This is a genomic window from Bacillus paralicheniformis, from assembly GCF_001042485.2.
GTDB classification, from domain to species: domain Bacteria; phylum Bacillota; class Bacilli; order Bacillales; family Bacillaceae; genus Bacillus; species Bacillus paralicheniformis.
In genome coordinates, this window is record NZ_LBMN02000018.1 from 1 (window position 1) to 22,042 (window position 22,042).

Annotated in this window: 16 protein-coding genes, 20 tRNA genes and 1 rRNA gene; 32 read left to right on the forward strand and 5 right to left on the reverse strand. The window is 47.3% G+C overall.

What is annotated here, in order from left to right; genetic code table 11:
* Positions 1–109: 109 nt before the first annotated feature.
* The 26 genes from rrf (at position 110) to ACH97_RS13830 (ending at position 10,876) form a co-directional block, all read left to right on the forward strand.
* Positions 110–225 (forward strand): 5S ribosomal RNA (gene rrf, locus ACH97_RS13705).
* Positions 226–926: 701 nt separating this feature from the next.
* Positions 927–1,002, forward strand: a tRNA-Val gene (locus tag ACH97_RS13710).
* A gap of 15 nt (positions 1,003–1,017) precedes the next feature.
* Positions 1,018–1,093 (forward strand) — tRNA-Thr (locus ACH97_RS13715).
* Positions 1,094–1,174: 81 nt separating this feature from the next.
* Positions 1,175–1,250, forward strand: a tRNA-Lys gene (locus ACH97_RS13720).
* 7 nt (positions 1,251–1,257) lie between these two features.
* Positions 1,258–1,342 (forward strand) — tRNA-Leu (locus tag ACH97_RS13725).
* Between the two features lie 15 nt (positions 1,343–1,357).
* A tRNA-Gly gene (locus ACH97_RS13730) sits at positions 1,358–1,429 on the forward strand.
* An 11-nt stretch (positions 1,430–1,440) separates the two neighbouring features.
* Positions 1,441–1,517, forward strand: a tRNA-Arg gene (locus tag ACH97_RS13735).
* A gap of 8 nt (positions 1,518–1,525) precedes the next feature.
* Positions 1,526–1,602 (forward strand) — tRNA-Pro (locus ACH97_RS13740).
* A 6-nt stretch (positions 1,603–1,608) separates the two neighbouring features.
* Positions 1,609–1,681: transfer RNA gene (locus ACH97_RS13745), tRNA-Ala, on the forward strand.
* Positions 1,682–1,706: 25 nt separating this feature from the next.
* Positions 1,707–1,780: transfer RNA gene (locus tag ACH97_RS13750), tRNA-Met, on the forward strand.
* 5 nt (positions 1,781–1,785) lie between these two features.
* Positions 1,786–1,862 (forward strand) — tRNA-Ile (locus ACH97_RS13755).
* Positions 1,863–1,869: 7 nt separating this feature from the next.
* A tRNA-Ser gene (locus ACH97_RS13760) sits at positions 1,870–1,962 on the forward strand.
* A 24-nt stretch (positions 1,963–1,986) separates the two neighbouring features.
* Positions 1,987–2,063, forward strand: a tRNA-Met gene (locus tag ACH97_RS13765).
* A gap of 22 nt (positions 2,064–2,085) precedes the next feature.
* Positions 2,086–2,162, forward strand: a tRNA-Asp gene (locus ACH97_RS13770).
* A 9-nt stretch (positions 2,163–2,171) separates the two neighbouring features.
* Positions 2,172–2,247 (forward strand) — tRNA-Phe (locus ACH97_RS13775).
* A gap of 22 nt (positions 2,248–2,269) precedes the next feature.
* Positions 2,270–2,345, forward strand: a tRNA-His gene (locus ACH97_RS13780).
* Between the two features lie 8 nt (positions 2,346–2,353).
* Positions 2,354–2,427 (forward strand) — tRNA-Gly (locus tag ACH97_RS13785).
* A 12-nt stretch (positions 2,428–2,439) separates the two neighbouring features.
* Positions 2,440–2,516 (forward strand) — tRNA-Ile (locus ACH97_RS13790).
* A 6-nt stretch (positions 2,517–2,522) separates the two neighbouring features.
* A tRNA-Asn gene (locus ACH97_RS13795) sits at positions 2,523–2,597 on the forward strand.
* Position 2,598: 1 nt separating this feature from the next.
* Positions 2,599–2,689, forward strand: a tRNA-Ser gene (locus ACH97_RS13800).
* Between the two features lie 12 nt (positions 2,690–2,701).
* Positions 2,702–2,773: transfer RNA gene (locus tag ACH97_RS13805), tRNA-Glu, on the forward strand.
* Positions 2,774–2,957: 184 nt separating this feature from the next.
* On the forward strand, positions 2,958–4,841 hold the full coding sequence (glgB, locus tag ACH97_RS13810; RefSeq protein WP_020452703.1) for a 1,4-alpha-glucan branching enzyme: 1,884 nt from the start codon (positions 2,958–2,960) through the stop codon (positions 4,839–4,841).
* Positions 4,838–5,977 carry a glucose-1-phosphate adenylyltransferase gene (locus tag ACH97_RS13815; RefSeq protein WP_020452702.1) on the forward strand — a complete coding sequence of 380 codons (1,140 nt, stop codon included), beginning with the start codon at positions 4,838–4,840 and terminating at the stop codon, positions 5,975–5,977. Before glgB ends, ACH97_RS13815 begins: the two co-directional genes overlap by 4 nt.
* A 26-nt stretch (positions 5,978–6,003) precedes the next feature.
* Complete coding sequence (locus ACH97_RS13820; protein ID WP_025810959.1) at positions 6,004–7,032, forward strand: GlgC family sugar phosphate nucleotidyltransferase; 1,029 nt, start codon at positions 6,004–6,006, stop codon at positions 7,030–7,032.
* A complete protein-coding gene (gene glgA / locus ACH97_RS13825) occupies positions 7,029–8,510 on the forward strand; it encodes a glycogen synthase GlgA (RefSeq protein WP_020452700.1) in 1,482 nt (493 codons plus the stop codon). Before ACH97_RS13820 ends, glgA begins: the two co-directional genes overlap by 4 nt.
* Positions 8,471–10,876 carry a glycogen/starch/alpha-glucan phosphorylase gene (locus ACH97_RS13830; protein ID WP_020452699.1) on the forward strand — a complete coding sequence of 802 codons (2,406 nt, stop codon included), beginning with the start codon at positions 8,471–8,473 and terminating at the stop codon, positions 10,874–10,876. Before glgA ends, ACH97_RS13830 begins: the two co-directional genes overlap by 40 nt.
* A 27-nt stretch (positions 10,877–10,903) precedes the next feature.
* Here the strand turns inward: ACH97_RS13830 and ACH97_RS13835 are convergent, their stop codons facing one another.
* A complete protein-coding gene (locus ACH97_RS13835) occupies positions 10,904–11,656 on the reverse strand; it encodes a TraR/DksA C4-type zinc finger protein (protein ID WP_020452698.1) in 753 nt (250 codons plus the stop codon).
* Positions 11,657–11,763: 107 nt separating this feature from the next.
* The gene (locus tag ACH97_RS13840) at positions 11,764–12,696 is read right to left on the reverse strand and encodes a 1,4-dihydroxy-2-naphthoate polyprenyltransferase (RefSeq protein WP_020452697.1); all 933 of its coding nucleotides are present in this window, start codon (positions 12,694–12,696) and stop codon (positions 11,764–11,766) included.
* Positions 12,697–12,964: 268 nt separating this feature from the next.
* On the opposite strand from ACH97_RS13840, the gene ACH97_RS13845 reads away from it, so the two are divergent.
* The 6 genes from ACH97_RS13845 to menC all read left to right on the forward strand — a co-directional run bounded on the left by ACH97_RS13845 (position 12,965) and on the right by menC (position 20,405).
* Positions 12,965–14,389: an isochorismate synthase gene (locus ACH97_RS13845; protein WP_020452696.1), complete on the forward strand. Its 1,425-nt coding sequence runs from the start codon at positions 12,965–12,967 to the stop codon at positions 14,387–14,389.
* A complete protein-coding gene (gene menD / locus ACH97_RS13850; RefSeq protein ID WP_020452695.1) occupies positions 14,386–16,128 on the forward strand; it encodes a 2-succinyl-5-enolpyruvyl-6-hydroxy-3-cyclohexene-1-carboxylic-acid synthase in 1,743 nt (580 codons plus the stop codon). Before ACH97_RS13845 ends, menD begins: the two co-directional genes overlap by 4 nt.
* Positions 16,116–16,937 carry a 2-succinyl-6-hydroxy-2,4-cyclohexadiene-1-carboxylate synthase gene (gene menH, locus ACH97_RS13855; RefSeq protein WP_025810960.1) on the forward strand — a complete coding sequence of 274 codons (822 nt, stop codon included), beginning with the start codon at positions 16,116–16,118 and terminating at the stop codon, positions 16,935–16,937. Before menD ends, menH begins: the two co-directional genes overlap by 13 nt.
* A 13-nt stretch (positions 16,938–16,950) precedes the next feature.
* The gene (menB, locus tag ACH97_RS13860; protein ID WP_020452693.1) at positions 16,951–17,769 is read left to right on the forward strand and encodes a 1,4-dihydroxy-2-naphthoyl-CoA synthase; all 819 of its coding nucleotides are present in this window, start codon (positions 16,951–16,953) and stop codon (positions 17,767–17,769) included.
* Between the two features lie 77 nt (positions 17,770–17,846).
* Complete coding sequence (locus ACH97_RS13865; protein ID WP_020452692.1) at positions 17,847–19,283, forward strand: o-succinylbenzoate--CoA ligase; 1,437 nt, start codon at positions 17,847–17,849, stop codon at positions 19,281–19,283.
* A 12-nt stretch (positions 19,284–19,295) separates the two neighbouring features.
* A complete protein-coding gene (menC, locus tag ACH97_RS13870) occupies positions 19,296–20,405 on the forward strand; it encodes an o-succinylbenzoate synthase (RefSeq protein ID WP_057957845.1) in 1,110 nt (369 codons plus the stop codon).
* Between the two features lie 161 nt (positions 20,406–20,566).
* Here the strand turns inward: menC and ACH97_RS13875 are convergent, their stop codons facing one another.
* Genes ACH97_RS13875 through ACH97_RS13885 form a run of 3 tightly spaced genes read right to left on the reverse strand, consistent with a single transcriptional unit; the run spans position 20,567 to position 22,034 of the window.
* Entirely contained in the window at positions 20,567–20,758 is a 192-nt protein-coding gene (locus ACH97_RS13875) for a hypothetical protein (protein WP_020452690.1), read from the reverse strand.
* Positions 20,759–20,784: 26 nt separating this feature from the next.
* Entirely contained in the window at positions 20,785–20,946 is a 162-nt protein-coding gene (locus ACH97_RS13880) for a DUF1540 domain-containing protein (protein ID WP_075212789.1), read from the reverse strand.
* Between the two features lie 44 nt (positions 20,947–20,990).
* The gene (locus tag ACH97_RS13885; RefSeq protein ID WP_173636682.1) at positions 20,991–22,034 is read right to left on the reverse strand and encodes a cytochrome d ubiquinol oxidase subunit II; all 1,044 of its coding nucleotides are present in this window, start codon (positions 22,032–22,034) and stop codon (positions 20,991–20,993) included.
* Between the last annotated feature and the right edge of the window lie 8 nt (positions 22,035–22,042).

A 22,042-nucleotide genomic window follows, 5' to 3' on the forward strand; every position in this document is an offset into this window, starting at 1 on the left:
TATCTAGTTTTGAGAGAACACCTCTCAGAAAGCCAAAGGCAAGGAAACTCGGCTAAAGGCCCTCACATCCTGTGAGGAACGCCCAGTACCTTCGTCCTGAAGGCAATAGTTTGGTGGCGATAGCGAAGAGGTCACACCCGTTCCCATGCCGAACACGGAAGTTAAGCTCTTCAGCGCCGATGGTAGTTGGGGGCTTCCCCCTGTGAGAGTAGGACGCCGCCAAGCACTTAAAAAGACCAGCTGATATCAGCTGGTCTTTTTTGTTGACGTTCAATCATTGATATAGCGCTTTTAACCCTTCAGTGATCCGCGAAACTTCGAAACAATAGGCTTGCTTTCACCTCTTCAGGCTCGCGATCTGGCGGTTCAGTGCGAATTCCATAGGGAAATATGGAGTCAATCAACACATCGGCATGTATAAGATCAGTGATGTAAGGCAGTGAAACTCATGCAAATAGAGGAGCAAAAGATGGATGTTCCGGAAAAGGGATTTTGAGGTATTGAACAGTTTTAAAATTGACAAATGAAGGCATATATTTTGAGCCGTACAACACTCATTTTCAAAACACGCCGCTTGGTATTAAGAGTTGGGATAGAGAGAGTCGAGAAGCCAAATACATTGCTTATCGCTCGAAAAGGACTTAAAATTGTTTTGAAAAAATCAATTCGAATACAAATTTGCTATGGGGAAAAGACAGGAATTCACGGAGCGTCTGAAGAACCTATTATAAGCAGTACATAGGGATAAATGTTGCTCTGAAGCTTTTGATGCAATATACGGATTAAGCGGAACGATGTGTGCACATTCGTCTTGTTATGATAGAATAAACTGAAAATAAAATTTTTTTAATATAGCCTTTACAAATGGGTGTATTCCCGTATATAATAGTCCTTGTCAGATCGAGAGTTACTCCAACAACTGACGAGGAGGATTAGCTCAGCTGGGAGAGCATCTGCCTTACAAGCAGAGGGTCGGCGGTTCGATCCCGTCATCCTCCACCATTCATTTTGGAATGGGCCGGTGTAGCTCAATTGGTAGAGCAACTGAATCGTAATCAGTAGGTTGGGGGTTCAAGTCCTCTTGCCGGCACCACGATTTTATGATACAATATAAAAGTTGCTGAAAAAAGACAGATAGCTTTCGAAAAAGTCTTCAGTTTTCATTGCAGTATTGGAGCCATTAGCTCAGTTGGTAGAGCATCTGACTTTTAATCAGAGGGTCGAAGGTTCGAGTCCTTCATGGCTCACCATTTTCATGCGGATGTGGCGGAATTGGCAGACGCGCTAGAATCAGGCTCTAGTGTCTTTTAAAGACGTGGGGGTTCAAGTCCCTTCATCCGCATTGCCAATCTATTTTGCGGAAGTAGTTCAGTGGTAGAACACCACCTTGCCAAGGTGGGGGTCGCGGGTTCGAATCCCGTCTTCCGCTTGATCATCTATGCGCCCGTAGCTCAATTGGATAGAGCGTTTGACTACGGATCAAAAGGTTAGGGGTTCGACTCCTCTCGGGCGCGCCATTATATAACGGGAAGTAGCTCAGCTTGGTAGAGCACATGGTTTGGGACCATGGGGTCGCAGGTTCGAATCCTGTCTTCCCGACCATTATTTGGGGCCTTAGCTCAGCTGGGAGAGCGCCTGCTTTGCACGCAGGAGGTCAGCGGTTCGATCCCGCTAGGCTCCACTTTGTTATCTTTAATATTCACCATGGCGGTGTAGCTCAGCTGGCTAGAGCGTACGGTTCATACCCGTGAGGTCGGGGGTTCGATTCCCTCCGCCGCTATTAAAGGACCTTTAGCTCAGTTGGTTAGAGCAGACGGCTCATAACCGTCCGGTCGTAGGTTCGAGTCCTACAAGGTCCACCATTGTTACGGAGGAATACCCAAGTCTGGCTGAAGGGATCGGTCTTGAAAACCGACAGGGGTGTCAAAGCCCGCGGGGGTTCGAATCCCTCTTCCTCCGCCATATATCTATTATTGTTTTGATCATCGCGGGGTGGAGCAGTTCGGTAGCTCGTCGGGCTCATAACCCGAAGGTCGCAGGTTCAAATCCTGCCCCCGCAACCAAATTTAAATTCATTGCCAAAATGGTCCGGTAGTTCAGTTGGTTAGAATGCCTGCCTGTCACGCAGGAGGTCGCGGGTTCGAGTCCCGTCCGGACCGCCATTTAATAAAGGCTCGGTAGCTCAGTTGGTAGAGCAACGGACTGAAAATCCGTGTGTCGGCGGTTCGATTCCGTCCCGAGCCACCATTTTACAATTTTATATATTGCGGCGGTTGTGGCGAAGTGGTTAACGCACCAGATTGTGGCTCTGGCATTCGTGGGTTCGATTCCCATCAACCGCCCCATGCGAAATGCGGGTGTAGTTTAGTGGTAAAACCTCAGCCTTCCAAGCTGATGTCGTGGGTTCGATTCCCATCACCCGCTCCATTTGCATATCATGGGCCTGTAGCTCAGCTGGTTAGAGCGCACGCCTGATAAGCGTGAGGTCGATGGTTCGAGTCCATTCAGGCCCACCATGATATTCCGCAGTAGCTCAGTGGTAGAGCTATCGGCTGTTAACCGATCGGTCGCAGGTTCGAATCCTGCCTGCGGAGCCATGGAGAAGTACTCAAGTGGCTGAAGAGGCGCCCCTGCTAAGGGTGTAGGTCGCGTAAGCGGCGCGAGGGTTCAAATCCCTCCTTCTCCGCCATTTTTTTAATAAGGCCCGTTGGTCAAGTGGTTAAGACACCGCCCTTTCACGGCGGTAACACGGGTTCGAATCCCGTACGGGTCATCATGTTAAACTCTGCATCATTATGATGCGGAGTTTTTTTATGCCTGTATGACTTCAGTCAATGTTCAAAAAGGATATTGTTGAACTTTGTCAATAAAAAGAAGCGCTTTCATGAAAGGGATCAAGCCATATTATGCGAATAAAAGAGTAATCTTTAAATATAGTGGCAGAAAGGATGAAATCAATGGCTGGTGTGAGTGCCTCGGATATTAAAGCGCATCTCTTTCATGACGGTCGGCTTTATGAATGCTACAGATTTTTCGGCGCTCATCAAATGGAACAGGACGGTCGCCAAGGTTTTCGCTTCTGTGTTTGGGCCCCTCATGCGAAGGAAGTTCGAATCGCCGGAACGTTTAACGGCTGGTCCGGTGCCCGGCATCAAATGGAGAAGCGTCATCAGGAAGGCATATGGGAACTGTTTATCCCCGGCATCGGAGAAGGGGAGCTGTATAAATATGAAATGATCACAGCCGCAAATGAAACAAAATTGAAGGCCGATCCCTATGCTTTTTTTTCTGAAGTCAGGCCGAAAACGGCATCGATCACTTATCAATTGGCCGGATACCCATGGGGCGACCGAAAGTGGCAAAAGAAAAAGAAACAAAAAAACGTATATGAAAAACCGATTTCCATCTACGAGCTTCATGTCGGTTCGTGGAAAAAGAAAGCGGATGGGCGTTTTTTCACATACCGGGAACTGAGCGAAACAGTCATTCCTTACGTTAAAGAACACGGATTCACACATATCGAGCTGATGCCGTTGACAGAGCACCCGTTTGACCGTTCATGGGGCTATCAGACAACGGGGTACTACAGTCCGACGAGCAGATATGGCGAACCGCATGACTTGATGTATTTTATCGACCAGTGCCATCAGCATGAAATCGGCGTCATTATGGATTGGGTTCCCGGCCATTTCTGCAAAGATGACCACGGCTTGTATTTGTTTGACGGTATGCCGCTGTATGAATATTCACATGAGCATGACAGGGAAAATTGGGAATGGGGGACCGCCAATTTTGACCTCGGAAAACGAGAAGTTCGCAGTTTTTTAATCTCGAATGCGTTGTATTGGATCGAGATGTATCACATAGATGGATTTCGAGTCGATGCAGTTGCAAACCTCCTGTATTGGCCAAACCGTCCTCAGGCTGAAGCGAACGGCTTTGCCGTCGAATTTATTCAAACTTTAAATGAACAGGTTTTTGCAAAAGATCCCCACTTTTTAATGATTGCTGAGGACTCCACAGACTGGCCGCTTGTGACGCATCCGACCTATGCAGGCGGTCTCGGGTTTAATTATAAGTGGAATATGGGTTGGATGAACGATGTATTAACCTATATGGAAGCTTCCCCAGAACAAAGAAAACACCTGCATCATCTTGTTTCATTCTCCTTAATGTATGCCTACTCAGAAAATTACATCCTGCCGTTCTCCCATGATGAAGTGGTATACGGCAAAAAGTCTCTGCTTCATAAGATGCCCGGCGATTACTGGCAGAAATTCGCCCAGTACCGCCTGCTGATCAGTTATTTTACGCTGCACCCGGGAAAAAAACTTCTCTTTATGGGCGGTGAGTTTGCTCAATTTGATGAATGGAAAGACGAAGAAGAGCTCGATTGGTTCTTGGACGATTTTGACATGCACCGCAAGGCCCGGATGTTTACAAAGGAGGCTCTTCACCTCTACAAAAAAAGCCGTATTCTGTATGAAAATGATCATCGGCAGCAAGGATTCGAGTGGATTGACGTCAACAATGCGGAACAGTCGATTGTATCGTTTATCCGCTATGGAAAACAGCCCGGTGAAGCGTTGATTATCGTCTGCAATTTTACGCCTTCCGTTTATCACGAATATCAGGTCGGCGTCCCTTTTCAAACCGGATATATCGAAGTGCTTAACAGCGATGATGCAAAATACGGAGGTTCACACCAAATCAACCCGAAACGCCTTCAAGCAAAAGCAGGCGTTCTGCATGGCAAACCATACAGCATCAGCATGACAGTCCCTCCGCTGGGAGCTGCGGTTTTCAGAGCAGTCAAAAAGAGAGGAGCGAAAAAGGGATGAAAGAACAATGTGTGGCTATGCTTTTGGCTGGCGGCAAGGGAAGCAGGCTGAATGCCTTAACGAAAAACCTCGCAAAACCGGCCGTTCCATTTGGCGGCAAGTACAGAATCATCGATTTTGCCCTCAGCAACTGCGCCAACTCGGGAATTCATCATGTCGGTGTGCTGACTCAATACCAACCGCTTTTATTAAACTCATATATCGGCATCGGCGAGCCATGGGATCTTGACCGCAATGACGGCGGGGTCTCCATTTTGTCCCCTTATGCAGAAGCGTCAGAAGTGAAGTGGTACAAAGGAACGGCAAGCGCGATTTATGAAAACCGCCATTTTTTAAAAGAGCTTCAGCCTGAACATGTACTCATCCTATCAGGAGATCATATCTACAAAATGGATTACGGAAAAATGCTCGAATACCACGTGGAGAAACAGGCTGACGCCACCATTGCCGTCATCGAAGTGAGCTGGGCAGAAGCCGGCCGTTTCGGTATCCTTCATACGAATGACAAGATGGAGATTACAAGCTTTGAGGAAAAGCCGAAATACCCGAAGAGCAACTTGGCATCGATGGGTGTCTACGTTTTCAAATGGAGCGTGCTTGAAGAGGCGCTTGAACGCGATGAAAAAAAATCCGGCTCAAGCCACGATTTCGGTAAAGATATCATACCGGCTCTTCTCGAGGAAAAGAAGCAGCTGAACGCTTATCCGTTTAAAGGGTACTGGAAGGATGTCGGTACGGTCAGAAGTTTATGGGAAGCTAATATGGATCTGCTTGGAGATCATCCTCCACTTGACCTGTTCGAACGGAACTGGCGGATTTATTCCGTCGCTCCGAACCTACCGCCGCAGTTTGTTGCCGAGCAGGCGGACATCAAAGAATCGCTCATTAGCGAAGGGTGCGCCGTATATGGGGCTGTCACCCGTTCGGTTATCTTTCAGCGCGTTGCAATCGGCAGACATTCCGCAATCAAACGTTCAGTCGTGATGCATGACGTTTCTATTGGAGAGCATGTTGAGATCGAAAATGCTATTGTATCGGCAGGAATTCGAATTCCGGACGGTTTTCACGCGAAGGCGGAAGATGGCGAAGTCCTGCTGATCACAGAGGAATATGTCAAAAAACATAAGGTTGTTTAAACAACACGGAGAGGCGGATGGTGCCAATGAATAAACAAATGCTGGGAATTATTGATGCAGCTGTCAACCAGCACTCTCTTCAGGATTTAACGGCCGGACGTTCGATCGGAGCCGTTCCATTTGCAGGAAGGTACCGGCTGATCGATTTTGCATTGTCAGGAATGGTTCATGCAGGCATTCGGAGTGTCGCTGTATTTTCCAAGTCTCCGTACCGTTCCTTGATGGATCATTTAGGATCGGGAAAAGAGTGGGATTTAAACAGGAAAAGGGACGGTCTTTTCTTTCTTCCGTCTTCGATTCCCCATGACGAGCATGTCGGGCTTGGTTCGTTTCGGCAATTTGCCGAGCATCTCGATTATTTTCAAAGAAGTACTCAGCCATATGCTGCTGTGGCAAACAGCTATACGGTCTGCCACATTCCTTTTCAAGAAGTGCTCAAACAGCACCTTGAATCCGGGTGTGATCTGACTGAAGTTTGTCAAGAAGGAAAACCTTTAGGTTTGTATGTCACGAAAAAAAGTCTGTTGAGAGAGATGGTTGAAGGGCATTGCGCCGGAGGAGCGCAATCTTTTGAGGAAGTCTGCCGGAAAGAGCGTGGTTCGCTATCCGTCAACAGCTATGAGCATTCGGGGTATACCGCCGTGATCGATTCCCCGGAAAGCTATCTCTTTCATAGTTTGAACCTCATTCAGCCCGTGTTTCGGGAGCAAATCTTTCATATGGGCCAGCCTGTCTACACAAAAATAAAAAACGATCCTCCTGTAAAATACGCTAAAAACAGCAGGGTAAAGCAATCGATTATCGCTAACGGCTGCGTCATCGAAGGTGAAGTTGAGAATTCGGTCTTGTTCAGAGGAGTTCACGTAGGAAAAGGAACGATCATTAAAAACAGCGTGATTATGCAAAAAACAAGGATTGGAGAAAACTGCCGGCTGGAGCACGTCATTTGCGACAAGGATGTCAAAATCGGCCATCATATCGAAATGTCCGGCACTATGAGCCTCCCTTTCATCATAAAAAAAGGAGCCGTACAAGGAGCGCTGATGAACTCTTGAAAGTCTTATTCGCTGTCTCTGAATGTGTGCCGTTTGTTAAATCAGGCGGGCTCGCCGATGTCGCCGGTGCGCTCCCGAAAGAACTCGCCCTTTTAGGAATAGAAACGGCTGTCATGATGCCGAAATACAGCTTGATTGCGGAAGATTTCAGAAGAAGGATGGTTAAAACGGCTGAATGCGAAGTTCGCGTCGGGTGGCGCAGGCAGTTTTGCGGCATTGAACACCTTGAACATGACGGAATTTCTTATTATTTTCTAGATCATGAGTATTATTTTAACCGGGATTCCCTCTACGGCCATTATGATGATGGAGAACGGTTTGCTTTTTTCTCGCGGGCCGTTTTGGAAGCATTATACGCGCTGAATTTTGATGCTGATGTCATCCATACCCATGATTGGCACGCAGGGATGATCAATTATTTATTAAAAGAGGAATATCAAAAAAAACCGTTCTATCAGCGCATGAAAAGCGTATTCACCATTCATAACCTTCAATTTCAGGGAATTTTTCCGAAGGAAGCGGTCCATGACTTGCTCGGCCTTGACATTTCCCACTTCACAACGGAAAAGCTCGAGTTTTATGGACACATCAATTATATGAAAGGCGGCATTATTGCCGCTGATCAGGTGACAACGGTCAGTCCGACGTACAGCAATGAAATTTTGACTCCATACTACGGCGAGCGGCTTGAAGGGGTGCTGGCAGACAAGAAGGATGTGCTGACCGGCATTTTAAACGGGATTGATGATGAGCTGTACGACCCTTTAAATGATCCTCACATCGATTATCATTACGATGCCGTCAACCGTGACGGAAAACGGAAAAATAAAGCTGTGATCCAGAAGACATTCGGTCTGCCGGTGAATGAAGACATTCCGCTCATCAGCATGGTGACAAGGCTGACGAAGCAAAAAGGCATCGATTTGATCAAGCGGGTATTGCACGAACTGTTTCAAGAAGAAGACATGCAGCTGCTCGTTTTAGGAACCGGAGAAGCGGAATATGAAAATTATTTTCGCTATATGGAGCAGGCTTTTCCGGAGCGGTGCAAGGCGTATATCGGTTTTCATGAACCGCTCAGCCGCAAGATTTATGCCGGCAGCGATCTTTTCCTGATGCCTTCAAAATTCGAGCCGTGCGGTCTTGGGCAGCTGATTGCCCTTAGATACGGAGCGGTTCCGGTTGTCAGGGAAACAGGCGGGCTTCACGATACAGTGACCGCTTACCAGGAAACAAACGGTGAAGGCAACGGTTTTACGTTCGCCCATTTTAACGCCCATGATATGAAGTATACGATTAAAAGAGCACTGTCTATATATCACCGGAAAGAAGAATGGGGCAGCATCGTTCAAAAAGCCATGACACATGATGTCAGCTGGGCTTTGTCAGCCCGTCAGTATCAGCAGTTATACAGCCGGGAGATAAAGGGGGAAGCGCCATGTTCTCGTGTAAAGAAGGCTTTAAACAATGCTTTTTGAAGCGTCTTGAACGGTTGTGCGGAAAAAGCTTTCGGGACTCTTCTACGCTTGACCAGTATCAGACGCTCGGCATCATGGTCAGGGAACATATCAGCGCAAACTGGATCAGGACCAATGAAAGGAGCCGCTCCAACCAAAATAAACAGACCTATTATTTATCGATTGAATTTCTTCTGGGCAGACTGCTCGGCCAAAACCTGCTCAACCTCGGCGTCCGTGAAGTTGTCCAAGAAGGTCTTTCCGAGCTTGGCATTTGTCTTGAAGACATCGAAGAGGCCGAAATGGATGCAGGCCTTGGCAATGGCGGATTGGGCAGGCTCGCGGCGTGCTTTTTGGATTCACTGGCTTCGCTCGACCTTCCCGGGCATGGGATGGGGATTCGCTACAAGCATGGCTTTTTCGAACAAAAAATCGTTGACGGTCATCAAGTCGAACTGCCTGAACAATGGCTCAAACATGGGTACGTCTGGGAAATCCGCAACGCCGATCAGGCTGTTTGTGTTCGTTTCGGCGGGCGTGTCAAGATGGCGCAGGAAGGAGGGCGCCTCCGCTTTTGGCAGGAAGAAGCGGAAGTGATGACAGCCGTGCCTTACGACATTCCGATCATCGGCTATGAGACCGAGACGGTCAATACCCTCCGGCTGTGGAATGCGGAGCCTTGCTCGCTCCATCATGAACCGAATATTTTGAAGTATAAGCGCGAGACAGAAGCTGTATCTGAATGCCTGTATCCGGATGACACGCATGACGAAGGCAAGATTCTCCGTTTGAAACAGCAATATTTTTTAGTATCGGCAAGCCTGCAAAGCATTGTGAAATGCTATAAGAAAAATCACCCGTCACTCCATGATTTTCATCAAAAAGTTGCGATCCATATCAATGACACCCACCCCGCTCTGGCTGTGCCGGAATTGATGAGAATTTTGCTTGATGAAGAAAAAATGACGTGGGATGAAGCGTGGCATGTTACCGTACATACGATTTCATATACGAATCATACGACGCTTGCCGAAGCGCTGGAAAAATGGAGGATCGATTTAATTCAACCGCTTCTGCCGAGAATTTTTATGATCATTGAGGAGATCAATGAGCAGTTTTGCGGCTGGCTGTGGGAAAAATACCCGGGTGAATGGGGAAGGATCGAAAAGCTAGCCGTCATCGCCCACGGCGAAGTGAAAATGGCCCATCTGGCGATCGTCGGAAGCTACAGTGTTAACGGCGTAGCCAACATTCATTCAACCATATTAAAAGAGCGGGAAATGAACGACTTTTATTCTGTATTCCCTTTTAAATTCAATAATAAAACGAATGGCATCTCACATAGAAGGTGGCTGTTAAAGGCAAATCCGCCGCTGGCGAACCTGATAACTGAAGCGATAGGAGACAGGTGGCTGAAAGAACCGGAAAGCCTCTTGGATCTTCGTCCGTTTGTGCACGATTCCGCGTTTCTTGAAGCATTTCAGCGCATCAAAAGGGAACGAAAGCAGCTTTTGGCAGACATGATGAAAGGCAGCATCGGATTCGCCATTAATCCTGACAGCATCTTCGATGTTCAAGTCAAGCGTCTCCACGCTTATAAGCGCCAGCTTTTAAATGTGCTCCATATCATGTATTTGTACAACAGGCTGAAGGAAGACAAAGGCTTTGCCATTTATCCGCAAACATTTATTTTCGGGGCAAAAGCATCGCCGACTTATCATTATGCCAAAAAGGTGATCAAGCTGATCCATTCAGTCGCAGATAAAATCAATCATGATCCGGATGTCAGACAATCGATCAATGTCATCTTTCTGGAAAATTACCGGGTATCAATCGCCGAGCGTATCTTTCCGGCGTCAGATGTCAGCGAGCAAATATCTGCGGCAAGCAAAGAAGCCTCCGGTACAGGAAACATGAAGTTCATGATCAATGGGGCTTTGACGATCGGCACGCATGACGGCGCCAATATTGAAATGCTTGAGAGGGTGGGGCCCGAGTGTATTTACACGTTCGGTTTAAAGGCGGATGAAGTGCTGAACTACACTGAAAAAGGCGGCTATCTGTCAAGGGAATACTATCAGCATGATGCAAGGATCAGACAGACGGCCGATCAGCTGATCAATGGTTTTTTCGAAGGGGAAGCCGGCGAATTTGAGCCGATTTATGACTCGCTGATCGCTTATAATGATGAATACTTTGTTTTAAAAGATTTTGCTTCTTATATTGAAGCGCAGGAACGGATTCAAAAAGACTACTTGAATAAGCGTCTTTGGGCCGAAAAAGCCGTCACAAACATCGCGCATGCCGGATATTTTTCAAGTGACCGCACGATCAGGGAGTATGCGGAAGACATTTGGAAAATTGAGCCGTATCACCGCCGAATTTAAAAACGCTAAGCCCCTGACCCGCGGGGCTTAGTCTTCTTCAGTATAAGGATCCTTTTCATAAGCCGGGAGATCACCGAAAGAGGTCATGATGCCTTCTTCATCAAGAAGGTCTTCATATTTTTCGTGTTCTTTCGTCGGGTAGACGGTTACTTCTTTTCCGGTAATGTCTGTTGCGGCATAGTTTTCGTAATCTTCGACATATCCGAGCGGCTCTTCATATTCCATGTACATCTGGCTGTATGAAAGCGGCGGAACGGCCAGATCCTGAGGTGTTTCAGAATTGCCGTAGCGTTCGACGTCCTGGTAAGCGTCTTCTGAATCGTATGCGACGTTTTCGTCGTCTTCGTCTTTTTCAAAATGTCCGAACGGGGGGTTCAGCACTTCTTCTTCAATCGGACGGTCTTTTGAAACGGAGACGGTTGACGAATGTTCGCTGCATGTCGTTGCGGTTGGCAGTACGGACAGCCTTTCATACGGGATATCCTTTCCGCATACCTCACAGCGGCCGTATGTTCCTTTTTCGATCAAAGCCAGAGCATGTTCGATATAGTGCAAATGCTCTCTTTCATGTTCAAAAAGAGCAAGATCTTTTTCGCGTTCGTACAGTTCTGTACCTTCATCTCCTGGATGGTTGTCATAAGCCGAAAGATCGCCCGTCGAGTTGAACGGATGCGTCACATCGATGCCAAAATGTCCGTTTTCTTTAAAGCGGCTGACGATCTGTTCTTTCCCGGCTTTCAGTTCATTTTCGAGTTTTGTCAACTGTTCTTTTGTTAGCACATGCATCGCCTCGTTTCTTTAAAGTGCTCGCGTTTTTAGTATGAACGAATTCAAACAGAACTTTCTTGTAAATAAAAGCAAAAAAAAGAGCCATAAAGGCTCCTTTTTTAAAAAATATACTGAATGAGCAGGGCAATGGCGAGCAAAAGGCCGAAAAAGGTGTTCGTCTGCGCCGTTGATTTCATGGCGACCATCAGATCCGCCGGTTTTTCTTTTTCCTTGAACTCCTGGATGGCTTTAATCGGTTTCGGCAGGCTTAATAGAACAATGCAGCTCCACAGAGAAACGATCTCAAAGCCGATGTATATACCGATCAATATATAGGAAACAGCAAAAACCCAGCTCAAAATCTGCACGGCATTTTTTCTTCCAGCCAAAATCGGCAGCGTCTTCCTTCCGTTTTCTTTATCTCCGACCATATCGCGGATATTATTGGAAAGATTGATGCCTCCGACTAAAATCGTAATCGGAAGGGAGATCAGAAAGACGTTCCAAGTCAACCCGCCAGTCTGAATATAATATGAAATCAGAATGATGACCATTCCCATAAAAACGCCCGACATAATTTCACCGAACGGCGTATAGGAGATTGGAAACGGTCCGCCCGTATAAAGATAGCCGACGGCCATGCATACCAATCCGATCAACGCAAGCCACCAGCTTGAAGAAGCGCAGATGTACAGGCCGAGTAAAACGGCTGCTCCAAAAAGTCCGTATGCCAGGTATAATACCGTCTTTGGCTTCATTCCATAGCGGACGATAGCACCGCCGATGCCGACCGAGTTTTCATTATCAAGTCCTCGTACAAAATCAAAATACTCATTGAATAAGTTCGTTCCGATTTGAATTAATATTGATGCGGCCAGCATAGCTAAAAACAGCCAGATATCAATTTTTCCCGATTCAAGGGACATTACGGTCCCGAGCGTTACAGGGACAAAGGCTGCTGTCAGTGTATGGGGTCTTGTTAACATCCACCATACGCGCCATTTTTCCGGCTTTATTTCAGAAACACTCCCTGAAAGTGATTGATGCTGCATATAGTATGACTCCTTTAGTTTTAATACGTACACGTCCATACTAAGTTTAGAAAAAGTTAAAAAAGGTGTCAATATAATGGGTGATATTGTTAGAAAAAAAGCGGCCGTCCAGCAATTCAAAAATATTAAATGACCTTGTCTTTTTCAATCGGCCGATTACGTTTATAATAGGTAAGGGCAGTTGTTAATAAAGTGTCGTTTTGTTGACACATACCGTTCACAGGTGTATGGTTATAAAAGCATTTTACGGATTTTGGAGGAATGTATCATGGTGACAACAGTGCAGCGCACTTTCCTAAGGGAAGCGCCTGAAGCATTAAACATCGTCAAAAAAGTCAACCATGCTGTTTTAATAAGTTATTCCAGAAAAATTGAGAGCATAGATGCTCTTTCCTTTTTCATAAATGGGGAAGAACAATTTGCCGGGAAACGGTTCTTCTGGTCTGATCCTGACGGCGGACTGACGCTTGTCGGATTGGGAAAGGAAATTTCGGTTTCCACAGACCTGAAGGATGCCGGACGTTATCAGGCTGTACATGAAAAATGGGAGCGCTTAAAAGAGAAAACCTTTCACTTCCACGAAGATCAATGCACGAGTCAGGCAGCGGTGGGGCCATTGCTGTTTGGCGGTTTTTCATTTGATCCGCTGGAAGATCGCAAGCAGCATTGGAACGGCTACCAGGAAGGCGCTTTTTTTATTCCTACCGCTATGCTGACACAGGACGGAGAGGAAACGTTCATTACGGTCAATAGATGGAAGGCTCCTGAAGAGAATGTGCGCAAAGTACTTGAAGAAATAAAGGGCGCTGCTTCACAGCTGATCAAGGCGGACGCTTCCCGTTATCCCGAAAACGGTCATGCGCGATTTACCGCCAAGGAGGAGCTTGATGTTCCTGAATGGCTTGAAGCGGTCCGGCGGGCGACTGACGACATTAAAAACGGGAAGTACGATAAAGTTGTGCTCGCCAGAGAGATCCTTTTAACGTTCGACCAGCCAGTCGAACTTCACAGAGTATTATTCAATCTGATGTCTGAACAAAAAACGAGCTATATATTCGCTATTGAAGAAAACGGCAAAAGTTTTGTCGGCGCGTCACCTGAACGACTGGTCAAAAAAGACGGAGACAACGTGCTGTCGACCTGCCTTGCCGGTTCAATCAAGAGAGGCGAAAGTGAGCAGGAGGACCGGATGCTCGGTCTTGAGCTGTTAAACGATGAAAAAAACCTTATCGAACACGACATTGTCGTCAATATGATTCATCAGGCGCTATTGTCAAATTGCAGCAATATCAAAAAGCCGGCCAAGCCGGGACTGTACAAAACAAAAAATGTGCAGCATTTGTATACGCCGATTGTCGGCAAAATGAATGCGGAGTCCTCGCTTTTTGATTTAATCGAGAAGCTTCATCCAACTCCTGCACTTGGAGGAGCGCCTCAGCAAAAAGCGATTGAGGTCATCAGAGTGTTGGAGCCGATGTCAAGGGGCTGGTATGCGGCACCGGCGGGCTGGATCGACATGTCCGGCAATGGGGAATTTGCGGTGGCGATCAGGTCAGGACTTATCGATTCAAAAGAGGCCAGAATTTTTGCCGGCTGCGGGGTTGTGGCTGATTCCGATCCTCATATGGAATACGAAGAAACGCAAATTAAGATGAAGCCGATGCTGTCTGCACTTGGAGGCGATATCCGTTGACTGAAAATCCAATTACAAAATATATAGGGAATTTTATTGATGAGCTTTCTCTTGCAGGCGTGACAGAAGCGGTTATCTGCCCGGGATCAAGATCGACGCCCCTTGCGATTTTGGCCGCGAGTCATCCGGACATCAATGTTCATATTCATGTGGATGAAAGATCCGCTGCGTTTTTTGCAATGGGCATGGCAAAAGCTATGCGGAAGCCTGTCGCATTGATCTGTACATCCGGAACAGCTGCGGCGAATTTCTACCCGGCTGTGATCGAAGCTCATTATTCAAGAATACCGCTTATCATCTTAACGGCTGATCGGCCGCATGAACTGAGAGAAGTAGGAGCACCTCAGGCGATTGATCAGCAATTCTTATTCGGAAACTTTGTTAAGTTTTTCACAGACTCGGCTTTGCCTGACAGTCATCCCGAAATGCTGGCGTACATCCGTTCTTTGGCAGCACGCGCAGCCGGAGAAGCCAAAAAAGCGCCGCGCGGACCCGTGCATATCAACTTTCCGCTGAGAGAGCCGCTCATGCCGAACCTTGAGGATGAACCGTTTCAAAGGTTGAGAAACGGCAGTCATGTGGCGGTTGAAAGCGGCCGCTTTCGTGCTGACCGGCATCAGCTTGAAGCGCTGAGCGCTCTGATCAAAGAGACGGAAAAAGGCATGATCGTCTGCGGAGAGCTGCAAGATGATAACGCCAAAGCACATATTGTATCTCTCTCTCAGGCAGCGGGATATCCGATTTTGGCTGACCCGCTTTCAAACTTGAGAAACGGCAGCCATTCAAAAGAAACCATCATCGATGGATACGATTCATTATTGAAAGAAGAACAGCTGAAACGGGAGCTCATGCCTGAGCTAGTCATCCGCTTCGGCGCGATGCCGGTTTCAAAGCCGCTTTTTCAGCTGCTAAAGCAAAATCCGAGCATCAGGCAAATCGTTGTTGACCCAGATGGAGGGTGGCGCGATCCGACTCAGCTCAGTGCACATATGCTGCATTGCGCGGAAGAAGAGATTGCGGCTGCTGTGGCTTCCGCTGTCCATTCAGAAAAAAGATCAGACAGCTGGCTGGAGAAATGGCGGTTTGCCAACAGCCGCTTCCGAGCTCTTTTAAGAAATCTTGAAGCTGAGGATCTTACCTTTGAAGGAAATATCTACCGGAACCTGCAGCATTTGATTCCGGAAAACAGTTCCCTGTTTGTCGGAAACAGCATGCCGATCCGCGATGCGGATACATTTTTTGAAAATCAGGAGCGATCATTCCGGATTTTCGCCAATAGAGGGGCAAACGGGATTGACGGCGTTGTCTCGACTGCGCTGGGCATATATGCCGCAACGAAAGAACCGGTAACTCTTGTCATCGGCGATCTGTCTTTTTATCACGATTTAAACGGCCTTCTTGTCAGCAAAACGCTCGACATTCCGCTGACTGTCGTTCTCGTCAACAATGACGGCGGCGGCATTTTCTCATTTCTTCCCCAATCTGCTGAAGAAAGGTACTTCGAGCTCTTGTTCGGAACGCCGACGGGGCTCGAATTCGAGCATGCCGCCAAGCTGTATGGGGGACGCTATGTATGCCCTGAGTCATCCGCTCATTTTGCCGATGCGTATTTGTCCTCCGTCAACCGCCGCGGCTTGGATATCATTGAGGTGAAAACGAAGCGCGATGATCGTGTAGAGCAGCATCGCCGAATGCTTGATTCCGCAATGTATGAAATAAGAAAAGAGTGGCCGTTTTGAAATTAACACTGAAAGACGGCGTTTCCTATAAAATAGAAGACAATGGCCTGTCTGCGGAAAAAACGGCGGTGTTTTTGCATGGCTTTACAGGAAGTGCGGCAACATGGGACGGGATAGACGGCTATTTTCAGGGGCTGCGTCTGATCAAGCTGAACCTGCTCGGACACGGCGGAACAGACTCGCCGGCAGACAGCAGCCGCTACACAACAGAGAAGCAGGCAGCCGATCTGATCGAGATTTTTGATCAGTTAAATGTGAAACAGGCTTACCTCATCGGTTATTCAATGGGCGGCCGGCTTGCCTTATCAGTGGCGATGATTCATCCGGAGCGTGTGTCCGGTCTTGTGCTGGAAAGCAGTTCTCCGGGGCTTGATTCGCCGGAAGAAAGAAAAATGCGCAGGGAGCAGGACAGCCGGCTCAGCAGACGGATACTTGAAGAAGGAATCGAGTCTTTCGTAGATTATTGGGAAGGCATTCCGCTGTTTGCATCCCAGCTGTCAATGGACCCTTCGAAAAGAAAAAAAGTGCGTGAAGAACGTCTGAACAACAATCCGGTCGGGCTTCGAGGCAGCTTAATCGGAATGGGAACCGGATCACAGCCGTCCTGGTGGAACAGATTGAGCGGAATCGATGATCCGGTGCTTCTCATTGCGGGGAGCCTGGATCGGAAATTTATCGCGATCAATGAAAGCATGGCAAAGCGAATTCCAACTGCCCGCCTCGAGATTGTTGAACATACCGGTCATGCGGTTCATGTGGAAGAGCCCGATTTTTTTGGTAAAATAGTAAGTGAATTTATTTTAAAATAGGAGGTACACATCTATGACTGTAGAATGGAAAAGCGAACGTCAATACGAAGATGTATTATATGAAACATATAACGGCATCGCCAAAATCACGATCAATCGCCCTGAGGTACATAACGCATTTCGTCCAAAAACGGTTTCGGAACTGATCGATGCGTTTGCATATGCGCGGGATGATGCCAATATCGGTGTCATTATCCTTGCAGGGGCCGGCGATAAAGCGTTTTGTTCAGGAGGAGACCAGAAGGTAAGAGGACACGGCGGCTATGTTGGCGAAGACGAGATTCCACGTCTGAACGTTCTTGATCTTCAGCGGCTGATCCGCGTCATTCCGAAGCCTGTTGTTGCGATGGTGTCAGGCTATGCGATCGGCGGCGGCCATGTGCTCCACATCGTATGCGATTTGACGATTGCTGCAGACAACGCAATTTTCGGACAAACAGGGCCGAAAGTCGGCAGCTTTGATGCAGGCTACGGATCAGGCTATCTGGCTCGTATCGTCGGTCATAAAAAAGCGCGTGAAATCTGGTATCTGTGCCGTCAATACAACGCTCAGGAAGCTAAGGAAATGGGCCTTGTCAATACGGTTGTACCGCTTGAAAAGCTTGAAGAAGAAACGATTCAATGGTGTGAAGAAATGCTTGAGAAAAGCCCGACAGCACTCAGATTTCTTAAAGCGGCCTTTAATGCCGACACGGACGGGCTTGCAGGCATCCAGCAGTTTGCCGGAGATGCGACACTGCTTTATTACACAACAGATGAAGCGAAAGAAGGCCGCGATGCGTTTAAAGAAAAACGCCGTCCAGATTTCGGACAGTTCCCGCGTTTTCCTTAAAAGACGGAAGAGAGAAACAGCTTAGTGCGACTGAGCTGTTTCTTTTATCATTCAAGATATTTTTTGGAGATGATGATATGCTGATGGACCATCCGAATTGGCTTAATCAGCGAGCAGAGCTGACTCCTGACAGGATGGCTGTGATTCAGGGGGATCACAAGCTGACTTTTAATCAATTGTTTCATGAAGCAAAAAAAACGGCCGGGCAGCTGAAGAGCTTTGGTCTGAGGAAAGGGGATACAGCGGCTGTACTTCTCACCAACCGGCTGGAGATGGTTATCGCCGTCCATGCCTGTTTTATTCTCGGAGTTCGCATCGTTTTGCTGAATACGAAGCTGTCAATGGCCGAACGAACATATCAAATTGAACACTCGGAAGCAAAGCTATTGCTTACAGAACAGCCTTTCCTGGAAGAGCATAGAGAGGGCAAGCCGGCCCGCGCTGTTGACATTGAAGACGTTCAAAACGCCGCCGGCCCTCCGGTTACGGAAATCGAGAGCATTCATTTGGACGATGCAGCCACAATTATGTATACGTCCGGAACGACAGGACGGCCGAAAGGGGTTATGCAGACATTTGCCAACCATTATTTCAGCGCGGTTTCATCCGCTTTGAATTTGGGGCTCCAAGAACACGATCGCTGGCTGATCGCCTTGCCGCTTTTCCACATCAGCGGCTTATCGGCTCTTTTTAAATCGGTCATTTACGGAATGACAGTTGTTTTACATCAAAGGTTTGACGCGGAAGAAGTTCTCCGTTCGATCAAAGACAATCAAGTAACGATTGCATCGGTCGTTCAGACGATGCTGTCAAGGCTTGCGGCAAAAGTCGACAGCTGCCCCGAATCATTAAGGTGCCTGTTACTGGGCGGAGGGCCTGCTCCGCTTTCTCTCCTTGAGGAATGCAAAAGAAAGAGGCTGCCTGTCGTACAGTCATACGGGATGACTGAAACGTGCTCACAGATTGCCACCCTCGCCCCAGAATACTCGATTGAAAAGCTCGGTTCAGCCGGCAAGCCGCTGTTTGCATCAAGCATTAAAATCGAAAAGAACGGCACGGAATGCCAACCCGGAGAACATGGAGAAATAACCGTAAAAGGGCCGACCGTTATGAAGGGCTACTTAAAAAATGAGGCGGCAGACAAAGCCTCATTCAATGATGGCTGGTTTAAAACCGGTGATATCGGGTATCTTGACGTTGACGGATTTTTATACGTGCTGGACAGGCGTTCAGACTTAATCATATCAGGGGGAGAAAACATCTATCCGGCTGAAGTCGAGGCCGTTCTTCTGTCACACCCCAAAGTTGCGGAAGCGGGGGTAAAAGGGGTCGATGACAAAACTTGGGGAAAGGTTCCCCACGCCTATCTTGTCGCCGCCAGCCCTGTTGATGAAGAGGAGCTGAGCGACTTTTGCAAAGAACGGCTTGCTTCCTATAAAGTGCCTAAAGCCTTTCATTTTGTCGGCAAGCTGCCGAGAAATGCTTCGAATAAACTGATGAGACATCAATTGTAGAAGGAGAGCGCCATGATTCAAATCAAACAGCTGACATTGTACCATCTCAGCATGCGGCTGAAAAAGCCTTTTAAATCAAGCTTGGAAACCTTTCAGGATCGCAAGTTTATCATCATAGAAGCTGCTGACCGGGAAGGGGTGACAGGCTGGGGGGAAGTATCCGCTTTTTCATCTCCGTGGTACACAGAAGAAACAACGGAGACATGTTACCACATGCTAAAAGATTTTTTGATTCCGGCTGTGCTGCGCGAATCATTCACACACCCTTCAGAAGTGCCCGAGACGCTTCGCGGATTCAAAGGCAACAGAATGGCAAAGGCCGGCCTTGAAGCCGCCTTTTGGGACATTTACGCCAGGAAAAAAGGAATCTCTTTAAGAGAGGCGCTGGGCGGAGTAAAAACAGAAGTTCCTGCCGGGGTCGTCGTCGGTCTTGCTCCATTGGATGATATGCTTGGGGAAATTGAACAATATGTAAAAGAAGGTTATCAAAGAATAAAAATCAAAATTCAGCCGGGGCAGGATATAGAGCTTTTAAAGGAAATACGCCGGCATTTTCCGAAGGTGCCGCTGATGGCGGATGCCAACTCTTCTTATGAATTAAAAGACATCAGCCGGATTAAAGAGCTTGACGCATTTAAATTAATGATGATCGAACAGCCTTTGGCGGATGATGATATCGTAGACCACCGCCATCTGCAAAAACATATCAAAACTTCAATTTGTCTTGACGAAAGCATCCGTTCTGCTGATGATGCGCGAAAGGCAATCGAGCTCGGCAGCTGCAAAATTATCAATATTAAGCCGTCCCGAGTCGGCGGTTTGACAGAAGCTCTGAAAATCCATGACATCTGCAAAGAACATCAAATGCCTGTCTGGTGCGGCGGCATGTTTGAAACCGGTATTTCAAGAGCACACAATCTTGCGCTGAGTTCTCTTCCGCAGTTTTTGATTCCCGGGGATCTTTCTTCATCCTCAAGGTATTGGGAAGAGGATATCGTAAAACCGGAAATCCGCATCGAAGGCGGCTATATTCAGGTTCCAAGCCAACCGGGAATGGGCTTTGAAGTGGATACTCATGTTTTAAGAAAGAATTCATCTAAAATAGATGTTTTCAAACAGTAAAGGCTGTTTTAAACGCTGATTTCCAGATTTTCAAGCTTTGTTAAATGGACGGCCTCTCATGTATAGTAAAGCTGTACATTATTCCCTTCTCGTTTGGACCGGCTTTCAAGCCGGTTTTTTTAAAAATATGAAAAGAGCTGCCTTTATGACAGCCCTTTCCTTTAATCGCCCAAAAGCAAATCTTCGTGTACGATCTGTCCAATCAGCCGGTCCGCTTGATCCGGCAGCCCGTCCAGACATCCGTATTCATAATCCCATAAGTTCATGAAGGAGCAGGCGGCTTTTTGAAATGCGGTTTCGTCCGCCCCGTGGATTTCCTGATAAAAAGCCTGTAGCAGCGACTCTTTATTCATGACTGCCCCTCCTTCATTCATCCGCTTTAATGATGTTCAGGTTTAAATGTTTTACAATCCGTTTCTTTGCTATTAGAAGCTTTTTCACCTTCAGCATGGCTGACGACATAAATGGCGTCGGCTGTACACTTGTTTCCCTGGCCCCAATAGGTGCAGTTGCTGACTTCACACAGTATTTTTTGTTCCATATCATTTTGGCCCCCTTTAAAAGTTGTACACATTTAGCTTAACCTTATTCATGCTGTTTGATGTACCTCTTGTCCTTCATGAACAATTTCCAGAAATAATAAAAGCCGGGGAATAAAATAATAAAACCGACGATATAGGAGATGAACAGCGCCCTGAATGTCTCCGGCGCGGTGAAGCCTGATTGAATCGTGACATCAGGATAGACCATGTAAGGAAGGTGCGCTCTCCCGTACACATAGCTCGCCGTAAAATACTGCAGCGTAATGGCGATGACGGCGAGGCGAGGCTTTCCCTGCCGGTCGCTGTTATGTCTGTTTGGCAGAAACAAAGCCGCAAATGCGACGAGAAACAGCAAAAACGATAAAATCAGCCACGGAAGCCCGTCCATCATTTTTGTATAAAGCCAGCGGGCTTCCGTCCTCATGGTCATCATGATGCTGAATGACATAAGCAAAGCGAGCGGGCCGGTGATTAAAGCGTTTCGGCGGTAGACCTGATACGCGTCTTTTTCTCCGGCTACATTTGAAAAATCAGCCAGCAGCAATGAAGACAGAAACAGCGTGCTGAAAATGGCAAAGCCCATAAAAGAATAGGCATGAGGGCTTAAAAACAAATTAATAAAATCCAATTTGTGGTTTCCGTCTACCTGATATACGAAGTTGCCGTGTGTCACGGGCAAGACAAGGATTAAAACAGCCGGAATGATAAAGCCGCTGATCCCTGAAACGTAAGTCAACGCCCTTTCATAATCTTTTGCAGCGTGCGAAAAGACCAAAAATCCGCTTCGAATCGCCAAAAGCAATAAAATAATGCTGCCGGGAAGCAAAAGCACCGTTCCCAGCACAAAAGTGCCGACCGGGAAAAAGCTGAAAAGGGCCACGACGATTCCGACGATGAAAACATTGGTCACTTCCCAGGTCGGGGAAAGGTAGCGGTTTGCAATATTGGTTGCTTTCAGCTGTTTTTTGTTCATATAGATCATCGACCAAAATCCCGCTCCAAAATCCATTGACGCCATCACAGCGTAGATAAATATAAATCCCCAGACGATCGAAATAGCCAGCAGGGCATCTGTTGTTCCATCCAGTTGCATCA